The organism is Burkholderia sp. AU45251 (genome assembly GCF_030482905.1).
GTDB lineage: Bacteria > Pseudomonadota > Gammaproteobacteria > Burkholderiales > Burkholderiaceae > Burkholderia > Burkholderia aenigmatica.
The window spans coordinates 37,728-55,117 of sequence record NZ_JAUJQH010000030.1; the positions used below are offsets into that span (position 1 = coordinate 37,728).

Here is a 17,390-nt window from a genome sequence, read left to right on the forward strand (position 1 = left end):
AGATGGTTGACGAATAATTTTCAGGGTGCGTCGAGCGCGCCGGTGCCGGCCGGATCCTGCCGGTAGTAGCGCGCGAGCAGCCGGTACAGCTCCGGAAATTCGGACTCGAACGCTTTTGGCCGCACGAACAGCGCTTCGCTGCATACCGCGAAGAATTCCGACGGATGGTCGGCCGCATACGGATCGATCAGCGAGTCCCGCTCGAAGCGCGCCCACGCACGGTCCGGCACCGCGTCGACGCGCGCGCAGAACTGGTCGTACGCGTGCTCGAACACGTCGGCCCAGGCCTGCGCGTCGAGGTGCGGCGCGTGCCAGCGGCGAAAAAGGGGCGGATAGCCGTCGGCCGCGCCGTTGAGCATGTCGATCTTGTGTGCGAACTCGTGGATTACGACGTTGTACGCGTCGCGGCCGTCCGTCATCTGCGCGTCTTCCCAGGACAGGATCACGGGGCCGCCTTCCCAGGCTTCTCCGCTCGCATCCTGCTCGACTTCGTGGACGACACCGTCCTCGTCCTGCACCGTCTTGCGGATCACGAATTCGCCCGGATACACGACGACGCCGACCCAGCCGTCGTACAGCGACAGGTCGAGATTCAGCACGGGCAGGCAGGCCTGCGCGGCGATCGCGACGATCATCGCGTCGGTCAGCTCGAGCCCGTGCGCGGTCGAGAACGATTTCTTCGCGATGAACAGGCTCGTCAGTTCGCGCAGCCGGCCGAGCGCGTCGGGCGCCAGCGCCGCGAGGAACGGCAGGCGCTCGACGGTGTCCTGCCACAGCGCGTCGGGGATCGGGTGGCTGCGCAGCGCGCGGTCGCGGCGGCGGTCGTCGAACCAGCGGGTCAGTTTCGAGAGCATGAAGGCGGCTCGCGGAAATCCAAAGCCTGTCTTTTAACTCAATCGATCTCTTTTTGCCATGCCGCGAAGAGGCCGCCGACGAGCGCCACGCCCGCCAGGAAGTAAAAGCCGTCGAGCGACGCGAGGAACGACGCCTGCTGCGCGATCATCCGCGCGATCGATGCGATCGCGAGCGCGTGCGCTTCGTTCAGTGCGTGACCGGCGGCCGCGTAGCTGCGCGTGAGCGTGTCGACGGTCTGCTGGAACAGCGGATCGAACACGTTCGCGCGCTCGACGAGCCGCGTCTGGTGCACGGCGAGTCGGTGCTGTTCGACGATGATCACCGACGACGTCGCGAACGAGATCGTCAGTTGCCGCACGATGTTCTTCAGCCGGTAGCCGTGCGTATATTCGTCGATCGCGAAGATCCGGAACGTCAGGTTGGCCACCGGCAGCACGATGAAGAGCAGCAGCAGCCCGCGCAGCAACAGCGGGACGATCAGCGCGGCTTCACCGACCTGCGGTGTCATCCGCGTCATCCATAGCGCGGCCGTGACGGCGATCGCGAACCCCGGTACGACGAACCATTTCTTGTGCGTGACGAATTTCGCGTAGCGCAGGTATGCGAACAGCGCGGTGGCCGAGATCAGCGACATCGTGCCCACCAGCCGCCCGGAATTTTCGACCGGGTAGCCGAGCCCGCCCTCGAGAAACCGTGACGTCAGGTAGCTGAAGCCCGTCGACTCGTAGTAATAGAACATGTACAGCAACAGCCCGACCTGGAATGTCCGTTCGCGGAACGCGTGCAGCCGCACGAGCGGCGTCGGATGGTTCCACTGGTGATACGCAAACCACGCAAGCGCGCCGATCCCCGCGATCGTCAGCAGGATCAGCATCGGCGAGCCGCTGTAGAGCTGGTAATGCACCTGCTGCAGCACGATCTGCAGCGCGCCTTGCGCGAGCGCGAACACGACATACGGCCAGAAGTGTCCGGAGCCGCGTTCGTCGTCGGGTGTCCGGCCCGAATCGGGCAGCGTGAGCAGCGCGAGGATCGCGAACGCGATGCCGGCGGGCGCCGAGCACGCGAACAGCGCGCGCCACGTCGAATGCGCGACGAGCAGGCCGCCCACGATGGGCGCGAGCGCACTGCCGAGCAGGATCATGATCAGGAACGCGCGCGTCGCGGGCGGCCGTTCCTGCGGCTTGAAACTGATCTGGATCAGGATCCGGCACGCACCCATCATCGGGCCGATGAAATACCCCTGGAAGCCGCGCGCGAATGCGAGTTCGAGCGACGTATCGGCGAGCGCGGCCGCGATCGCGCCGAACGAGAACATCAGCATGCAGCCGGCGACGTAGCGACGATGGCCGAGCCGGTCGACCCACCATTGCTGTTGCAGGATGCCGAGCACGGCCGTGACCGCGTAGGCGCTCGACGACCACACGAGTTCGTCGGGCGACGCGTTGATGCCGCCCGCGATGTAGCTCGCGAAGAACGAGAAGATCGCGTTGTCGAAGTAGTCGATGCCGGTGACGAGCGCGAGCGCCCACGGGAACAGGTCCGCGCGCAGGTTCGCGCGGCTCCATAGCGGCGGGCGACCGGGCGTCGCGTTCATTCGCGATCCTTGCGCGTGCGCCGCGTGCGCCGCGTGCCGGCTTCGGCCTGCCGCTGCGCGATCAACGCATCGGCATTTTCGCCGGCAAGGCGCCGTTCGACGTAGTCGATGTCGTGCTGCAGTTCCTTGCGCAGTGCGACGGCTTCCTTCAGTTCGCGCTGGACGGCCGCGATCCGCCGGTCGAGCGTGTCGACCTGCTCGGTCAGGCCGGTACGGATGTCGCGCAGCGACGCGTCCGAATAGCGGCGCCGGCCGTCGCCCGTTTCTTCCAGCGGGCGCTTCAGCATCTCGGTGATGCCGTGCAGCGAGAAGCCGAGTGCGCGCAGCCGCAGGATGCGCGCGAAGCGCTCGAGGTCGGCTTCGTCGTAGAGACGGTAGCGGCCTTCGCTGCGCGTCGGCGTGACGAGCCCGCGCTCCTCGTAATACTTCAGCGTGCGTGGCGTGACGCCGAGCCGCGATGCGGCATCGCTCACGGTCAGCAGCGGGGCGGAGGCGTCGTTCGGCATCGGGCGATGGGGATCCGGTCTGGACGATGACGCGATTATAGATCAACCTGTACGTTCACGTTCAGGTTGGCACCGAAAAACGGCCGCCGGGCAGAAAGCGCGGGCGGCCGTTTTTTGGGTGCGGGGCGGGGGGATCAGCCGCCGCGACGCATCAGGTCGAAGAACTCGGAGTTGCTCTTCGTCTGGCGGATCTTGTCGAGCAGGAATTCCATTGCCTCGACTTCGTCCATGTCGTGGATGAACTTGCGCAGCACCCAGATCTTTTGAAGGATCTCGGGCTTGATCAGCATTTCTTCGCGACGCGTGCCCGACTTGTTCAGGTTGATCGACGGATACACGCGCTTTTCCGCGAGACGGCGCTCGAGGTGCACTTCCATGTTGCCGGTGCCCTTGAACTCTTCGTAGATCACGTCGTCCATGCGGCTGCCGGTTTCGATCAGCGCGGTGCCGATGATCGTCAGCGAACCGCCTTCCTCGATGTTGCGCGCCGCGCCGAAGAAGCGCTTCGGACGCTGCAGTGCGTTCGCGTCGACACCACCCGTCAGCACCTTGCCCGATGCCGGGATCACGGTGTTGTACGCGCGAGCGAGACGCGTGATCGAGTCGAGCAGAATCACGACGTCGTGCTTCATTTCGACGAGGCGCTTGGCCTTCTCGATCACCATTTCGGCGACCTGGACGTGGCGCGTGGCCGGTTCGTCGAACGTCGATGCGATCACTTCGCCGGCGACCGAGCGCTGCATTTCGGTCACTTCTTCAGGGCGCTCGTCGATCAGCAGCACGAACAGGATCACGTCCGGGTGGTTCTGCTTGATCGCGTGCGCGATGTGCTGGAGCATCACGGTCTTGCCGGACTTCGGCGACGCGACGAGCAGGCCGCGCTGGCCTTTGCCGATCGGCGCGATCATGTCGATGATGCGGCCCGTGACGTTTTCCTCGCCGCGCATTTCGCGTTCGAGCGACAGCGGCTTGTTCGGGTGCAGCGGCGTGAGGTTCTCGAACATGATCTTGTGTTTCGAGGCCTCGGGCGGCTGCCCGTTGACTTTGTCGACCTTCACCAGCGCGAAGTAGCGCTCGCCGTCCTTCGGCGTGCGGACTTCACCTTCGATGGTGTCGCCGGTATGCAGGTTGAAGCGGCGGATCTGCGACGGACTGATGTAGATGTCGTCGGTGCTCGCGAGGTACGACATTTCCGGCGAGCGCAGGAAGCCGAAGCCGTCCGGCAGCACTTCGAGCGTACCGTCGCCGAAGATCGTCTCACCCGTCTTGGCGCGCTTTTTGAGAATGGCGAACATCAACTCCTGCTTGCGCAGGCGGTTCGCGTTTTCGATCTCCAGGCCATTGGCCATTTCGATCAGTTCGGAGACGTGCAGAGACTTGAGCTCGGATAAATGCATACGGAGAACCCGCCAGGGAGGAGACGACGAAAGAAATAAAGGGAGGAGGGCGAGCGGAAGCGCTCAGAGACTTAAATGCGTCTTGTAGACGTTTTTTAATTCTAGCATAGGCCGATTCGCGCTTGAGCGAGCGATCGGCGGCTTGATGCCGGACGTGTTGCCGGTTGACAACACGTCCGCGGAACTGCCTGTATTACAGGTGGCTGTCCAGGAATGCGGTGAGCTGCGACTTCGACAGCGCGCCGACCTTCTGCGCAGCGGCTGCGCCGTTCTTGAACAGGATCAGCGTCGGGATGCCGCGCACGCCGAACTTCGCGGGCGTTGCCTGGTTGTCGTCGACGTTGATCTTCGCGATCTGCAGCTTGTCGCCGTAGTCCTTCGCGACTTCGTCGAGGATCGGGGCGATCATCTTGCACGGGCCGCACCATTCGGCCCAGAAATCGACGAGCACGGGCTTGTCGGACTTGACGACGTCCTGTTCGAACGATGCGTCGCTGATGTGTTTGATCTGTTCGCTCATTGGGTCAATACCTCTTACGGTTCGGGGACTGCCTGCTTGCGCGTTGCGGCGCGCCGGCCGCCGTGGGCTGCCGGCCGCTGCGGCAGGTCACTCCGCTCTCCGGCAAGGAGGGGTGTAAGCGCTGCATGCCGCGGCTCGCGGGTCGTTCGGGCGTCATATTAGCCTAAATTGCTATCTGCTGCGGGCGGCGATAGTAGCCGCTACGCGAGTAGGGGTACGACGCGACGTTCGACCGTTGTGTCCAGCAGATGGAGGCCGGCCCGCAAATTACAAGAGGTGGGCGCGCCAGGCGATTCGATTCGGGCAGCCATCGTGCAGCTCGATGCACGACGGTTTGTCTGGTCAAATTCGCATTGGTGCGAACAAACGGTCGCATTCGTTCGGAAGCGGTGATAGAATATGCCGTGACGGGCCTCCTCGCATGGTGGGGCGGTGAACCTGGTCAGGTCGGGAACGAAGCAGCCACAATCGTTTTCCGCCAGTGCCGAGGGTTGGGCTCGTCACCTTCCTTCTCGCCCCGTTCGCCGGGCGTTTTTTATTTCTGCATCACACTCCGTTTTTACCTGCGCGTTGCCTGTCTTCCGCACCGTTTCGCGTGTCGGCGCGACGCAGCGTTACTGATACAATTTCCCGATGACCTATCAAGTTCTCGCACGCAAGTGGCGTCCGAAGGATTTCGCTTCGCTCGTCGGCCAGGAGCACGTTGTCAGGGCGCTTACGCACGCGCTCGACGGCGGGCGTCTCCATCACGCTTATCTGTTTACCGGAACCCGCGGTGTCGGCAAGACGACGCTGTCGCGGATCTTCGCCAAGGCACTCAACTGTGAAACCGGCGTCACGTCGCAGCCGTGCGGCGTGTGCCGCGCCTGTCGCGAGATCGACGAAGGGCGTTTCGTCGATTACGTCGAGATGGATGCCGCGAGCAACCGCGGCGTCGATGAAATGGCCGCGCTGCTCGAGCGCGCGGTGTACGCGCCCGTCGATGCGCGCTTCAAGGTCTACATGATCGACGAAGTGCACATGCTGACGAATCACGCGTTCAACGCGATGCTGAAGACGCTCGAGGAGCCGCCGCCGCACGTCAAGTTCATCCTCGCGACGACCGATCCGCAGAAAATTCCCGTCACCGTGCTGTCGCGCTGCCTGCAGTTCAACCTGAAGCAGATGCCGGCCGGGCACATCGTGTCGCATCTCGAACGGATTCTCGGCGAAGAGCAGATCACGTTCGAGCCGCAAGCATTGCGCCTGCTCGCGCGTGCCGCGCAGGGCAGCATGCGCGACGCGCTGTCGCTTACCGACCAGGCGATCGCGTATTCGGCGAACGAGGTGACCGAGTCGGCCGTGTCGGGCATGCTCGGCGCGCTCGACCAGACTTACATGGTGCGTCTGCTCGACGCGCTTGCCGCGGCCAGCGGCCCGGAAATCCTCGCGATTGCCGACGAGATGTCACTGCGCAGCCTGTCGTTCTCGACCGCGCTTCAGGACCTCGCGAGCCTGCTGCACCGGATCGCGTGGGCGCAGTTCGCGCCGGGTTCGGTGCTCGACGAATGGCCCGAAGCGAGCGACCTGCGCCGCTTCGCCGAGACGCTGAGCCCCGAGCAGGTCCAGCTGTTCTATCAGATCGCGACAGTCGGTCGCGCCGAGCTCGGCCTGGCGCCGGATGAATACGCCGGTTTCACGATGACGCTGCTGCGGATGCTCGCGTTCGAGCCGGCGGTTGCCGCCGGCAGTGCGCCGGGTGGCCAGCCGGCGGTGCCGCGTGCGGTGCCGGGGCCGCGCATGGTGGCGGCATCGGCCGCTGCGGCGAAGCCGGTATCGGCCGCACCTGTCGAAGCAGCGCGGCCGCAAGCTGCTGCACCGGCTGCACCCGCGGCGCCGGTTGTGCGTGTAGCGCCGGTGCAGTCCGGCGACGAAGCAGGCAAGCCGCCCGTGAAGCCGGCTGCCGTGCAGGCATCTGCGCCGGCCCCGGTTGACGCGCCCGTCATCGAGACGCCGCAGCCGCAGGCGGCCGCGGCACCGCAAGCAGAGCTGGCCGGCGACAGGCCGGCACCCGTCCGCAAGGAACCCGAGCCGCCTGCTGCCGATGCGCAGCGAAGCGACGAACCGGCCGTGCCGGCCGAACCGGTGCCGCGCGCTGCGCCGCCCGAGCCCGCCGCGCGTCCGGCAGCGCGTTCCGGCGGTGCCGCCGCCGCGCTCGACGTGCTGCGCAATGCGGGGATGCGCGTATCGTCCGACCGCGGGCGCGCAGGCGCCGCCGCGAAACCGGCAGCCCAGCCGGCTGCCGAGAAGCCGGCCGCGCCGCGTCCCGCCGCCGTACAGGTGCCGACGCCGCGCGCTGCGGCCCGTGCGCCGCAGGCGGCCGAATCGCGCCAGGCCTCGCCGCCGTGGGAGGACATTCCGCCGGACGACTACGTACCGCTCAGCGCCGACGAGATGTTCGGCGGCCCGCCCGACGATGGCTTCGTGCCGGTGTTCGATAGCGGCCCCGACGATGTGCGCGTGATGCCGCAGCCGGCGGACACCCGTCCGTCCGCACCGGCCGACACGCGCCCGTTGCCGCCCGCGATCGCACTCGATCCGGTTGGCTTCGACGGCGAATGGCCGGCGCTGGCCGCGCGGCTGCCGCTCAAGGGCGTCGCGTACCAGCTCGCATTCAACAGCGAACTGACGGCTGTCGATGCGACGACGTTGAAACTTTCCGTGCCGGTGCCGCAATATGCGGACGCCGCGCAGGTGGCGAAGCTGAAGGCCGCGCTGGCCGATGCGCTCGGCAAGCCGGTCGAGGTGGCCGTCGAAGTCGGGCCCGCGCGGCGCACGGCAGCGGCACTCGATGCAGCCGCGCGCGCGGCGCGCCAGCGCGAGGCCGAGCAGGAGATTCACGGCGATCCGTTCGTCCAGCAACTCGTGCGCGAATTCGGCGCGCGCATCGTCGAGGGTTCGGTGCGCCCGCTCGCCGACGCGGCGCCGGACGGCCCGCCGCCGACGCTGCATTGAACTGACCGCCCCGCGACAGGCACAATCACGCCCACACATTGGCCGGCACGCGCCGCGTGCCGGTTTTCACACGATCAAGAAGGAGTATTCCCATGTTGAAAGGCAACCTCGCCGGACTGATGAAGCAAGCGCAGCAAATGCAGGAAAACATGAAGAAGATGCAGGAGCAGCTTGCGCTGATCGAAGTCGAAGGGCAGTCGGGCGCCGGCCTCGTCAAGGTGACGATGACGTGCCGCAACGAAGTGCGTCGCGTATCGATCGACCCGAGCCTGCTCGCGGACGACAAGGACATGCTCGAGGATCTCGTCGCAGCTGCGGTCAACGACGCCGTGCGCAAGGCCGAAGCGACGTCGCAGGAAAAGATGAGCGGCATGACGTCGGGCCTGCCGCTGCCCCCGGGCTTCAAGCTGCCGTTCTGAGCGCAGCGTCCGTGCCACTTTTTGCTGCCGTATGAAACAGCCGTCCGCCCTGTCCGCTCTCGTCGAAGCGTTGCGCGTGCTGCCCGGCGTCGGGCCGAAATCCGCCCAGCGCATGGCGGTCCACCTGATGCAGCACGATCGGGAGGGCGCGGAGCGGCTCGGCCGGTCGCTGCTGTTCGCAACCGAGCACCTGCAGCACTGCGAGAAGTGCAACACGTTCACCGAAGCGCAGATCTGCGAGGTCTGCAGCGACGAAGAGCGTGATCCGACGCTGCTGTGCGTCGTCGAGACGCCTGCCGACCAGATCATGCTCGAGCAGACGATGACTTACCGCGGGCTGTATTTCGTGCTGATGGGCCGGCTGAGCCCGCTCGACGGGATCGGCCCGAAGGAAATCCATTTCGACCGTCTCGTGCGGCGCGCGTCCGACGGCGTCGTCAAGGAAGTCGTGCTCGCGACCAACTTCACGAACGAGGGCGAAGCCACCGCGCACTACCTCGGCCAGACGCTGAAGGCGCGCGGGCTCGCGGTCACGCGCCTCGCGCGCGGCGTGCCGGTGGGCGGCGAGCTCGAATATGTCGACGCGGGCACCATCGCCCGCGCGATGCTCGACCGTCGCACGATGTAAGCCGGGCGCCGCCGGCCGGCGGCGCCGTTCCTCATGCCAGGGAGACACATGAGCACCAGCCAGGGCCCGCTCGCGGGCGTCAAAGTGCTCGAATTCGGCACGCTGATCGCGGGACCGTTCGCGTCGCGGCTGTTTGCCGAATTCGGCGCGGAAGTGATCAAGATCGAGGATCCGAACGGCGGCGACCCGCTGCGCAAGTGGCGCAAGCTGCACCCGGAGCAGGGCGGCACGTCGCTGTGGTGGTCGGTCCAGGCGCGCAACAAGAAATCGGTCACGCTCAACCTGAAGGCCGACGCCGGCAAGGCGATCGCGCGGCAACTCGCGCGCGAGGCCGACATCGTGATCGAGAACTTCCGTCCGGGCCTGCTCGAAAAGCTCGGACTCGGCTACGACGTGCTGTCGGCCGACAACCCGGGTCTCGTGATGGTGCGCCTGTCCGGCTACGGGCAGACGGGCCCGTACCGCGACCGGCCCGGCTTCGGCGCGATCGCCGAATCGATGGGCGGGCTGCGTCACATCACCGGGTATCCCGACCTGCCGCCGCCGCGCATCGGCATTTCGATCGGCGACTCGATCGCCGCGCTGCACGGCGTGATCGGCGCGCTGATGGCATTGCATCACCGCAAGGTCAACGGCGGTGCGGGGCAGGTGGTCGACGTTGCACTGTATGAAGCTGTCTTCAACATGATGGAAAGCGTGGTGCCCGAATACGGCGTGTACGGGATGGTGCGCGAGCGCACCGGCGCGTCGCTGCCGGGCATCGTGCCGTCGAATACCTATGCGTGTCGCGACGGCAGCATCGTGATCGGCGGCAACAGCGATCCGATCTTCAAGCGGCTGATGAAGGCGATCGAGCGCGACGACCTCGCCGACGATCCCGCGCTCGCGCAAAACGACGGACGCGTGCCGCGCACGCAAGAGATCGACGACGCGATTGCCGCGTGGCTCGCGCCGCGCACGATCGATGAAGCGCTCGTCGTGCTCAATGCGGCCGATGTGCCGGCCGGGCGCATCTACAGCGCCGCCGACATGTTCACCGATCCGCAGTTCGTCGCGCGGCAGATGATCCAGCGCTTCAAGCTCGCCGACGGCACCGACATTCCGCTGCCGAACATCACGCCGAAGCTGTCGGACACGCCGGGCGAAACGCGCTGGCTCGGGCCGGAACTCGGCGAGCACACGGACGAGGTGCTGCGGGGCCTCGGCTACGACGCGCAGGCGATCGCCGCACTGCGCGACGCGGGTGCAATTTGAGCATCCTCGGGCCTGCCGCTTCACGCCACGCTCCCCGAAGGGGGTATTCCCCGAGGGGGCGTCGTTGGCGGCGGAACACCCCGGGCGGTTCGACGCTTTCCTGAGCGCGCGGAACGCCGCCGCGCAACGCGGCGGCACAGCGTGCGCGGGCGCCCGCAACGGTCCATCCGCAGCCGCCGGACTGTCGCTCTCGCGCCATCTTTCCTCGGTTACAATCGCCGGATGCGAATCCTACTCAGCAACGACGACGGCTATCTCGCCCCCGGTCTCGCCGCGCTCAGCGACGCGCTGCAGCCGCTGGCCGAGCTCACGGTGATCGCGCCCGAGCAGAACTGCAGCGGCGCGTCGAATTCCCTCACGCTGTCGCGGCCGCTGTCGGTGCAGCGCGCGGCGAGTACGGGTTTCTTCTACGTGAACGGCACGCCGACCGATTCGGTGCACGTCGCGTTGACCGGGATGGCCGACGCCAGGCCGGATCTCGTCGTTTCCGGGATCAACAACGGCCAGAACATGGGCGAAGACACGCTCTATTCGGGGACAGTTGCGGCCGCCACCGAAGGCATCATGTTCGGCGTGCCGGCCATTGCGTTCTCGCTGGCCGACAAGGGCTGGGCTCATCTGGCGGACGCCGCGCGCGTCGCCGCGGAAATCGTCGAGCACTACCTTGCGCATCCGCTGCCGGGCCAGCCGCTGCTGAACGTGAACATTCCGAACCTGCCTTACGACGAACTGAAAGGCTGGAAGGTCACGCGCCTCGGCAAGCGTCATCCGTCGCAGCCGGTGATTCGCCAGACCGACCCGCGCGGCGAACCGATCTACTGGATCGGCGCGGCGGGCGAAGCGATGGACGCCAGCGAAGGCACCGATTTCCACGCGGTCGCAAACGGTTTCGTGTCGATCACGCCGCTGCAGCTGGACCTCACGCATACGCAGATGCTTCCCGCGACGCGCGAATGGGCGCGCGCCGGAGGGCGGGCTTCATGAGCGGCGAGCGCGCGAAGCGGTTCCCGCTCGCGCTCGAAGATCTCAAGCGAGCGCCACGCAAGTCGGAAGGCCGGGCCGGCGAACGCCATGCGGCGGTCGCGGTATCGAAGGCCGCCGACAAGCCCGCCGCCGCGCTGAAACCGGTTGCGGTGAAGCCTGCTGCGGCGCGCACGGCGTTGCCTGGCTCCGCGGCCGCGAAGCCCGCGACCGCGCCGAAGCCGACCGCGCTGAAGCCGGCGATGCCGAAGCCGGCCGCGCCGAGCGTCGCGCCGGCCGGCGCGTTCGCGCTCACGTCGGAACGTGTGCGCGAACGGATGGTCGAACGGTTGCGCGCGAACGGCGTGACCGACGCGCGCGTGCTGGAAGCGATGGCGGCAGTGCCGCGTCACCTGTTCGTGGATCCCGGGCTTGCGACGCAGGCCTACGAGGATTCGGCGCTGCCGATCGGCCATCAGCAGACCATTTCAAAGCCGTCGGTTGTCGCGCGCATGATCGAGCTCGCGATGGCCGGCCGCACACTCGAGCGCGTCCTCGAGATCGGCACGGGCTGCGGCTACCAGGCCGCCGTGCTGAGCCACGTGGCACGCGACGTGTATTCGATTGAACGCATCAAGCCGCTCTACGAGCGCGCGAAGCTGAACCTGCGGCCGCTGCGCGTGCCGAACATCCGTCTGCACTACGGCGACGGGCGTGTCGGCCTGCCGTCCGCGGCCCCGTTCGACGCGATCGTGATCGCGGCGGCGGGGCTCGACGTGCCGCAGGCGCTGCTCGAGCAGCTCGCGATCGGCGGGCGGCTCGTCGCGCCGGTCGGCGCGCAGAGCGGGCAGCACCAGGTGCTTACGCTCGTCGAGCGCGTCGCGCACGCGCAATGGAGAGAGTCACGGCTTGATCGCGTTTTCTTTGTCCCTTTAAAATCCGGAGTAATTTGAAACCGATGAGTATGTTGCGCGCGATGCAAAACAACCGTTCCAGGGAACCGCTCACGCTCGCCCAGCGCGCGATCTGCGTAGCTGCGTTCTCCACGCTACTGGCCGCCTGTGCGACGCGGCTCGACAACGCGCCCGTCGTCGATCGCTCCGGTTCGCTCGGCACGACCGGCACCGCGCAGCCCGCGGCGCCGCTTCCCCCTGCGCCACCGGGTTACTACCGGGTGAAGCCGGGCGACACGCTGTACCGGATCGCACTCGAAAACGGGCAGAACTATCGCGACATCGCCGCATGGAACAACCTGGCGAACCCGAATCAGATTGAAGTCGACCAGCTGCTGCGCGTTTCGCCGCAGGCCGGTGCCGCCGTTGCGGGCACGCAGGTCGCCGCACCGATCGCGGGCGCAGCCGTTGCGACCGCGCCGCTCAGCAGCGGCCCGGCAACGCCGTCCGCCGGCACGTCGTCCTCGGTTGCGCCGCCGCCTGCCGCGGCCGCCGCATCGAGCGATACGGCCGCCGCGCCGAGCGGCCCCGTGACGTTCGCGTGGCCCGCGCGCGGTCCCGTGCTGAATGGTTTCGACGACGCGAAGAACAAGGGCGTCAATATCGGCGGTACGGTCGGCGAGACCGTGAAGGCGGCGGCCGATGGCCGCGTCGTCTACTCCGGCAATGGCCTGCGCGGCTACGGCAACCTCATTATCATCAAGCACGATGCAACTTACCTCACGGCGTATGCACACAATCGCGCTTTGATGGTAAAAGAGGGGGACGCGGTAACGAAGGGGCAGAAGATCGCCGAGATGGGGAACAGCGATTCCGACCGCGTGATGCTGCATTTCGAGGTTCGCCGGCAGGGTAAACCTGTCGATCCGCTGAAGTATTTGCCGCCTCAATAACCGAGACGACCATGCCGAAATCGAAGCGCCACGAGCCGCAAGCCGAGTCTGAGAAGATCAGTCGTGCCACGCAAGCGTCGGTGGGGCGAGCTGGTGCTTCGACGGACGACGAAGACGACGTCGCGGACAACGAGCGTGACCTCGAGGCACGCGACGCCGACGCGGACGGTGGCGACGATGAGCGCGAAGGCCGCCCGGAGGCGGCGCCCGACGTCGACGATTTCCGCACGATGCTGCAGGCCGAGCTCACGGCCGACACGATCCAGCATTACCTGAACCGCATCAGCGTGAAGCCGCTGCTCACCGTCGAGGAGGAGCAGCGCTATTCGCGTCTGGCCAAGGCCGGCGAATTCGAGGCGCGGCAGGTGATGATCGAGCGCAACCTGCGCCTCGTCGTCAGCATCGCGAAGGGGTATCTGAACCGTGGCGTGCCGCTGCTCGACCTGATCGAGGAAGGCAACCTCGGCCTGATGCACGCGATCGAAAAATTCGACCCGACGCGCGGCTTTCGTTTTTCGACCTACGCGACGTGGTGGATCCGGCAGAGCATCGAGCGGGCGATCATGAACCAGGCCCGCACGGTGCGCCTGCCCGTGCACGTGATCCGCGAGCTGAACCAGGTGTTGCGCGCGAAGCGCCACCTCGAAAAGAATTCGATGTCGACGGGCGAAGCGGCCGAGCGCCGGGAAGCCAGCATCGACGACATCGCCTATCTCACCGGCAAGACCGCCGAGGAAGTCACCGATATCCTCGCGCTCAACGAGCACACGGCGTCGCTTGACGCGCCGCTCGACCTCGACCCTGCGAGCAGCCTGCTCGACCTGCTGCCCGACGACCAGAGCCAGTCGCCCGACGCCGAGGTGCAACACCGCGAGCTCGAGACGCTGACGCGCGCGTGGCTGTCGCGGCTGTCTGACAAGCATCGCCATGTGATCGAGCGCCGCTTCGGCCTGAACCACATCGAACCGGCGACGCTCGAGGAACTGGCCGACGAGATGGGGCTCACGCGCGAGCGCGTGCGCCAGATCCAGCAGGAAGCGCTGGTGCGCCTCAAGCGGTTTTTTGCCTCCAACGGCGTGCGCAAGGACGCCGTTCTGTAACTGATGACTCCGATTCTTGTTTTTGACATCGAGACGATTCCCGATGTCGACGGCATTCGCCGTCTGGAAGACCTGCCTGCGACGCTCGACGATGCCGCGGTGGCCGAGCATGCGTTCGCCGCCCGTCGCGAGAAGACCGGTAGCGATTTCCTGCCGCACCACCTGCAGCGTATCGCAGCGATCTCGTGCGTGTTCCGCGACAACAACGGTTTTCGCGTGCGCTCGCTCGGCACGATGCAGGACAACGAGGCGACGCTGATCCAGTCGTTCTACCGCGTGATCGAGAAATACACGCCGCAGCTCGTGTCGTGGAACGGCGGCGGTTTCGATCTGCCGGTGCTCCATTACCGCGCGCTCGTGCACGGCATCCCCGCGTCCCGCTACTGGGATCTCGGCGAAGACGATCGCGAATTCAAGTGGAACAACTACATCTCGCGCTACCACTCGCGGCATACCGACCTGATGGATGTGCTTGCGATGTACCAGGCACGTGCAAACGCGCCGCTCGACGCGCTCGCGAAGATGTGCGGCTTTCCGGGCAAGCTCGGGATGGACGGCAGCCAGGTGTGGCCGGCGTTCCAGAACGGGCAGATCGAGGAAATCCGCAACTATTGTGAAACCGATGTCGTCAATACCTACCTGCTGTATTGCCGGTTCCAGTTGATGCGCGGCGGCCTCACGCCGAGCGAATACGCGGATGAAATCCTGCTCGTGAAGAACTCGCTTGCACAGGAGCCTGCGTCGCACTGGGCCGAATACCTGGCCGGCTTCGACGCGTAGCGCGGGCGGGGCGCGCCGCGGCCGGCGTCGCGATCAATCGAGTTCGAGCAGCACCGGCTGGTGATCCGACGCGCGCACATCGCCGTCGATCTCGCAGCGGGTGACGCGCGGCAGTAGCGTATCGGTCACGAACACGAAGTCGCACGCGAGCGGCCCCTCCGACCATTGCACCGTATCGTAGACGCCCGCCGTCGGCGGTGGCGTGCGGCCGGGGTGCCGAGCGACCCATGCGTCGACGAAACGCGGCGCGTCTGCGATCGGCTCCAGGAATCGGCAATAGGCATCGCTGCCGAATGCGCTGTTGAAATCGCCGCAGACGATCGCATCGCACGGCTGGCCGGTCGCGCTGAATGGCCCCTCGGCGGTTTCGGCGGGCGCCGGTCGTGCCGCGTGCGCGCAGGCCTCGCGATGCCGGTCGCGCAGTGCATCGACCTGAGCGAGCCGCTGGCGCGCCGAATAATATTCCAGATGCGTGGTGATCACCCGCAGCGGCCCGAAGGGCGCCTGCAGCTCGACGTCGAGCGCGACGCGCGGCATCGACGGCACGCCGGCGTCGGCCGGCCACGGCAGCAACTGGCGGAGCACGCGCCCGACCGGGAGCCGGGTCGCGATCGCGTTGCCGAATTGGCGGCGCGGTGCACCGGCTTCGATGGGCGGCAGGTCGGCGCCGATCGCTTCGACGATCGTATGGCCGGGCAGCAGCGCTGCGAGTTCGGCGAACTGGTCGTTGCCGGGCCGGCCGGGCAGTGCGCCGAAGCCGCGCGTGACTTCCTGCAGGCATAGCACGTCGAAGTTGCCGAGCTCGTGGATTGCCGCGACGGTCCGCGAAAGATCGACGACGCCGTCCGCGTCCCGACCCCATTGGATGTTCCAGTCGATCAGTCGCATGGTCGAATCTCCTGTCGGGCGGATTGCGGGCGAGGACGGGTCCTGACCGGCTCCGCGGTCGCCCCGGCCGCGGGTGCTCCCGGGCCGCCTGTGTGGCCGCTCCCGCGCAATGCCGGGGCGTCTATGCTTAAGTATCGACGCTTGCGTCATGCAAAGCGGGCGATGCAGGCCTTCGTCGTCTACAATCTCGCCTTCTTCAACGTTTGTCAGGAAAAGCTGGTGTCCGAAGCCGTCCCCACTTCTGCGCGCAAATCAAGAAATGCGCCCGTCGCGCCCGGGCCCGCCCCGGTTCTCGAGATCGAATCGCTCGACATGGAAGCGCGCGGTGTCGGCCGCACGATCACCGAGGACGGTGAGCCGGGCAAGGTCATCTTCGTCGAGGGGGCGCTGCCGGGCGAGCGCGTGACCTATTCGAGCTTCCGCCGCAAGCCGAGCTACGAGCAGGCGACGGTTGTCGACATTCTGCGCCCGAGCGTGATGCGCACGCAGCCGAAGTGCACGTTCTTCGGCACCTGCGGCGGCTGTTCGATGCAGCATCTCGACATGCGCGCGCAGGTAGCGGTCAAGCAGCGCGTGCTCGAAGACAACCTGTGGCACCTGGCAAAGCTGCGCGCGGAAACGATGTTCGCGCCGATCCACGGCCCGTCGTGGGGCTATCGCTACCGTGCTCGCCTGACCGTGCGCAACGTCGCGAAGAAGGGCGGCGTGCTGGTCGGATTCCACGAGAAGAAGAGCAGCTACGTTGCCGATATGACGAGCTGTGAAGTGCTGCCGCCGCATGTGTCGGCGATGCTCGTGCCGCTGCGCCGGCTCGTCGAAGGGCTGTCGATCCGCGATCGGATGCCGCAGATCGAGCTCGCGGTCGGCTCGGAAGTCACCGCGCTCGTGCTGCGTGTGCTGGAGCCGATCAACGCGGACGACGAGGCGTTGCTGCGCGCGTTCGCGGACGAGCACAAGGTGCAGTTCTGGCTGCAGCCGAAGGGCCCCGATACGGTGGCGCCGTTCTATCCGCTCGACGTGTCGCTCGACTACACGCTGCCGGAATTCGGTATCCGCATGCCGTTCAAGCCGACCGACTTCACGCAGGTCAACCATCAGATCAACCGCGTGCTGGTGGGCCGTGCGCTGCGCCTGCTCGCGCCGTCGCGCGACGATCGCGTGCTCGACCTGTTCTGCGGGATCGGCAACTTCACGCTGCCGCTCGCGCGGCTGTCGCGCGAAGTGATGGGCATCGAGGGCAGCGACACGCTGACGACGCGCGCGCTGGCGAATGCGCGCGAGAACGGTGTCGACGGCCACACGATGTTCGCGTGCCGGAACCTGTTCGAAGTGACGGGCGACGACATGCGTGCGCTCGGCGCATTCGACAAGTTCCTGATCGACCCGCCGCGCGAAGGCGCGCTCGCGGTGTCGAAGGCGCTGGCCGAGATCGCGCAGAGCGGTGAGGGCCCGCTGCCGAAGCGGATCGTCTATGTGTCGTGCAACCCGTCGACGCTGGCGCGCGACGCGGGCCTGCTCGTGCACGAGGCCGGCTACCGCCTGAAGGGCGCCGGTGTCGTGAACATGTTCCCGAATACGTCGCACGTCGAATCGATCGCGCTGTTCGAGCGCGACTGAACGCCGGGCGGCGGACGAAAAAAAACCGGCCG

16 protein-coding genes and 1 other RNA gene are annotated in these 17,390 nt (G+C 66.7%); 11 read left to right on the plus strand and 6 right to left on the minus strand.

Annotated elements, in window-relative coordinates; translation table 11 throughout:
* Window positions 1–20: 20 nt before the first annotated feature.
* The 5 genes from QZM67_RS34745 to trxA all read right to left on the minus strand — a co-directional run bounded on the left by QZM67_RS34745 (window position 21) and on the right by trxA (window position 4,872).
* On the minus strand, window positions 21–854 hold the full coding sequence (locus QZM67_RS34745; protein ID WP_301810427.1) for a zinc-dependent peptidase: 834 nt from the start codon (window positions 852–854) through the stop codon (window positions 21–23).
* Between the two features lie 38 nt (window positions 855–892).
* Window positions 893–2,449 (minus strand): MFS transporter, encoded by a 1,557-nt coding sequence (locus QZM67_RS34750; RefSeq protein WP_301810430.1) that lies wholly within the window; start codon window positions 2,447–2,449, stop codon window positions 893–895.
* Complete coding sequence (locus QZM67_RS34755) at window positions 2,446–2,955, minus strand: MerR family transcriptional regulator (RefSeq protein ID WP_301810432.1); 510 nt, start codon at window positions 2,953–2,955, stop codon at window positions 2,446–2,448. The genes QZM67_RS34750 and QZM67_RS34755 overlap by 4 nt, the downstream gene beginning before the upstream one ends.
* A 134-nt stretch (window positions 2,956–3,089) precedes the next feature.
* A complete protein-coding gene (rho, locus tag QZM67_RS34760) occupies window positions 3,090–4,352 on the minus strand; it encodes a transcription termination factor Rho (RefSeq protein ID WP_006478662.1) in 1,263 nt (420 codons plus the stop codon).
* Window positions 4,353–4,545: 193 nt separating this feature from the next.
* Window positions 4,546–4,872: a thioredoxin TrxA gene (gene trxA / locus QZM67_RS34765; protein ID WP_006402348.1), complete on the minus strand. Its 327-nt coding sequence runs from the start codon at window positions 4,870–4,872 to the stop codon at window positions 4,546–4,548.
* 406 nt (window positions 4,873–5,278) lie between these two features.
* Between trxA and ffs the strand changes: the two genes are divergently transcribed.
* From ffs to QZM67_RS34815, 10 genes are all read left to right on the plus strand, one after another.
* An RNA gene (ffs, locus tag QZM67_RS34770) (signal recognition particle sRNA small type) lies at window positions 5,279–5,377 on the plus strand.
* A 128-nt stretch (window positions 5,378–5,505) separates the two neighbouring features.
* Entirely contained in the window at window positions 5,506–7,866 is a 2,361-nt protein-coding gene (locus QZM67_RS34775) for a DNA polymerase III subunit gamma/tau (RefSeq protein ID WP_301810435.1), read from the plus strand.
* A 92-nt stretch (window positions 7,867–7,958) separates the two neighbouring features.
* Window positions 7,959–8,285, plus strand: a complete 327-nt coding sequence (locus tag QZM67_RS34780; protein WP_043188249.1) for a YbaB/EbfC family nucleoid-associated protein — start codon at window positions 7,959–7,961, stop codon at window positions 8,283–8,285.
* Window positions 8,286–8,316: 31 nt separating this feature from the next.
* Window positions 8,317–8,913 carry a recombination mediator RecR gene (gene recR / locus QZM67_RS34785; RefSeq protein ID WP_006478665.1) on the plus strand — a complete coding sequence of 199 codons (597 nt, stop codon included), beginning with the start codon at window positions 8,317–8,319 and terminating at the stop codon, window positions 8,911–8,913.
* A 48-nt stretch (window positions 8,914–8,961) separates the two neighbouring features.
* Window positions 8,962–10,167, plus strand: a complete 1,206-nt coding sequence (locus QZM67_RS34790) for a CaiB/BaiF CoA-transferase family protein (RefSeq protein ID WP_043188252.1) — start codon at window positions 8,962–8,964, stop codon at window positions 10,165–10,167.
* A 222-nt stretch (window positions 10,168–10,389) separates the two neighbouring features.
* Window positions 10,390–11,151: a 5'/3'-nucleotidase SurE gene (surE, locus tag QZM67_RS34795; RefSeq protein WP_301810440.1), complete on the plus strand. Its 762-nt coding sequence runs from the start codon at window positions 10,390–10,392 to the stop codon at window positions 11,149–11,151.
* Window positions 11,148–12,080: a protein-L-isoaspartate(D-aspartate) O-methyltransferase gene (locus QZM67_RS34800; RefSeq protein ID WP_301810445.1), complete on the plus strand. Its 933-nt coding sequence runs from the start codon at window positions 11,148–11,150 to the stop codon at window positions 12,078–12,080. Before surE ends, QZM67_RS34800 begins: the two co-directional genes overlap by 4 nt.
* Before the next feature lie 5 nt (window positions 12,081–12,085).
* Window positions 12,086–12,973, plus strand: a complete 888-nt coding sequence (locus QZM67_RS34805; protein WP_301810448.1) for a peptidoglycan DD-metalloendopeptidase family protein — start codon at window positions 12,086–12,088, stop codon at window positions 12,971–12,973.
* An 11-nt stretch (window positions 12,974–12,984) separates the two neighbouring features.
* Window positions 12,985–14,073: an RNA polymerase sigma factor RpoS gene (gene rpoS, locus QZM67_RS34810; RefSeq protein WP_089450612.1), complete on the plus strand. Its 1,089-nt coding sequence runs from the start codon at window positions 12,985–12,987 to the stop codon at window positions 14,071–14,073.
* A gap of 3 nt (window positions 14,074–14,076) precedes the next feature.
* The gene (locus QZM67_RS34815) at window positions 14,077–14,853 is read left to right on the plus strand and encodes a 3'-5' exonuclease (protein WP_043188263.1); all 777 of its coding nucleotides are present in this window, start codon (window positions 14,077–14,079) and stop codon (window positions 14,851–14,853) included.
* A gap of 33 nt (window positions 14,854–14,886) precedes the next feature.
* On the opposite strand, the gene QZM67_RS34820 is transcribed toward QZM67_RS34815, so the two are convergent.
* Window positions 14,887–15,741: an endonuclease/exonuclease/phosphatase family protein gene (locus QZM67_RS34820; protein ID WP_301810471.1), complete on the minus strand. Its 855-nt coding sequence runs from the start codon at window positions 15,739–15,741 to the stop codon at window positions 14,887–14,889.
* A gap of 219 nt (window positions 15,742–15,960) precedes the next feature.
* On the opposite strand from QZM67_RS34820, the gene rlmD reads away from it, so the two are divergent.
* Window positions 15,961–17,358 (plus strand): 23S rRNA (uracil(1939)-C(5))-methyltransferase RlmD, encoded by a 1,398-nt coding sequence (rlmD, locus tag QZM67_RS34825; RefSeq protein WP_301810451.1) that lies wholly within the window; start codon window positions 15,961–15,963, stop codon window positions 17,356–17,358.
* The last annotated feature ends 32 nt before the right edge of the window (window positions 17,359–17,390 follow it).

Excerpts from the sequence above, each read along its gene's own strand:
- QZM67_RS34745 (WP_301810427.1), bottom strand. The coding sequence starts at position 854 with ATGCTCTCGAAACTGACCCGCTGGTTCGACGACCGCCGCCGCGACCGC.
- QZM67_RS34750 (WP_301810430.1), bottom strand. The coding sequence starts at position 2,449 with ATGAACGCGACGCCCGGTCGCCCGCCGCTATGGAGCCGCGCGAACCTG.
- QZM67_RS34755 (WP_301810432.1), bottom strand. The coding sequence starts at position 2,955 with ATGCCGAACGACGCCTCCGCCCCGCTGCTGACCGTGAGCGATGCCGCA.
- rho (WP_006478662.1), bottom strand. The coding sequence starts at position 4,352 with ATGCATTTATCCGAGCTCAAGTCTCTGCACGTCTCCGAACTGATCGAA.
- trxA (WP_006402348.1), bottom strand. The coding sequence starts at position 4,872 with ATGAGCGAACAGATCAAACACATCAGCGACGCATCGTTCGAACAGGAC.
- QZM67_RS34775 (WP_301810435.1), top strand. The coding sequence starts at position 5,506 with ATGACCTATCAAGTTCTCGCACGCAAGTGGCGTCCGAAGGATTTCGCT.
- QZM67_RS34780 (WP_043188249.1), top strand. The coding sequence starts at position 7,959 with ATGTTGAAAGGCAACCTCGCCGGACTGATGAAGCAAGCGCAGCAAATG.
- recR (WP_006478665.1), top strand. The coding sequence starts at position 8,317 with ATGAAACAGCCGTCCGCCCTGTCCGCTCTCGTCGAAGCGTTGCGCGTG.
- QZM67_RS34790 (WP_043188252.1), top strand. The coding sequence starts at position 8,962 with ATGAGCACCAGCCAGGGCCCGCTCGCGGGCGTCAAAGTGCTCGAATTC.
- surE (WP_301810440.1), top strand. The coding sequence starts at position 10,390 with ATGCGAATCCTACTCAGCAACGACGACGGCTATCTCGCCCCCGGTCTC.
- QZM67_RS34800 (WP_301810445.1), top strand. The coding sequence starts at position 11,148 with ATGAGCGGCGAGCGCGCGAAGCGGTTCCCGCTCGCGCTCGAAGATCTC.
- QZM67_RS34805 (WP_301810448.1), top strand. The coding sequence starts at position 12,086 with ATGAGTATGTTGCGCGCGATGCAAAACAACCGTTCCAGGGAACCGCTC.
- rpoS (WP_089450612.1), top strand. The coding sequence starts at position 12,985 with ATGCCGAAATCGAAGCGCCACGAGCCGCAAGCCGAGTCTGAGAAGATC.
- QZM67_RS34815 (WP_043188263.1), top strand. The coding sequence starts at position 14,077 with ATGACTCCGATTCTTGTTTTTGACATCGAGACGATTCCCGATGTCGAC.
- QZM67_RS34820 (WP_301810471.1), bottom strand. The coding sequence starts at position 15,741 with ATGCGACTGATCGACTGGAACATCCAATGGGGTCGGGACGCGGACGGC.